Source organism: Geobacillus sp. WSUCF1, from assembly GCF_000422025.1.
Taxonomy (GTDB): Bacteria; Bacillota; Bacilli; order Bacillales; family Anoxybacillaceae; genus Geobacillus; species Geobacillus zalihae.
The window spans coordinates 1-573 of record NZ_ATCO01000312.1 but is presented as its reverse complement, the minus strand read 5'-3'; the positions used below and the strand labels follow the sequence as shown (position 1 = coordinate 573).

1 protein-coding gene and 1 pseudogene are annotated in these 573 nt (G+C 36.5%); both read left to right on the top strand.

From position 1 onward, the window contains the following. The first annotated feature begins 55 nt into the window (after nucleotides 1-55). Nucleotides 56-448: pseudogene (gene tnpA / locus I656_RS18510) on the top strand (IS200/IS605 family transposase). A 12-nt stretch (nucleotides 449-460) separates the two neighbouring features. Next, on the top strand, nucleotides 461-573 hold a 113-nt coding region (locus tag I656_RS0117350), incomplete at its 3' end, for a helix-turn-helix domain-containing protein (RefSeq protein ID WP_033007066.1).

Sequence of the window (573 nt, the reverse complement as noted above, 5' to 3'; positions counted from 1 at the left end):
TTTTTTGTGTGTTATGATATAGTCAGTTTTAGAAAAATGAAAGGCTGTTGTATCAATGAAATTAGACAATAATAACCATTCAGTGTTCCTGTTGTATGATCTTCTGGTTGTAAAATATCGCAGACCAGTGATTGATGATACCATATCTGACTATGCAAAAGATATGTTTGTGAGATTGGGTAAAAATTACAATATTTCCTTGGTCGAATGGAATCACGATATGGACCATGTGCATATTTTGTTCAAAGCACATCCAAATCGTGAATGATCAAAGTTCATCAATGCCTATAAAAGTGCAAGTTCTCGACTGATCAAAAAGCATTTTCCGCAAGTGAAAAGAAAACTGTGGAAAGAATATTTTTGGTCAAGAAACTTTTGCCTGCTTACAACGGGTGGTGCGCCCATTGAAGGAATAAAAAAATATATAGAAAATCAAGGTATGAAGTGATGTGGTGTCGATATGGCAAACAAAGCCTATCAGTTCCGTCTATACCCAACAAAAGAACAAGAACAACGGCTCGCCAAAACCTTCGGCTGTGTCCGTTTCGTTTACAACAAAATGCTTGAAGAGCG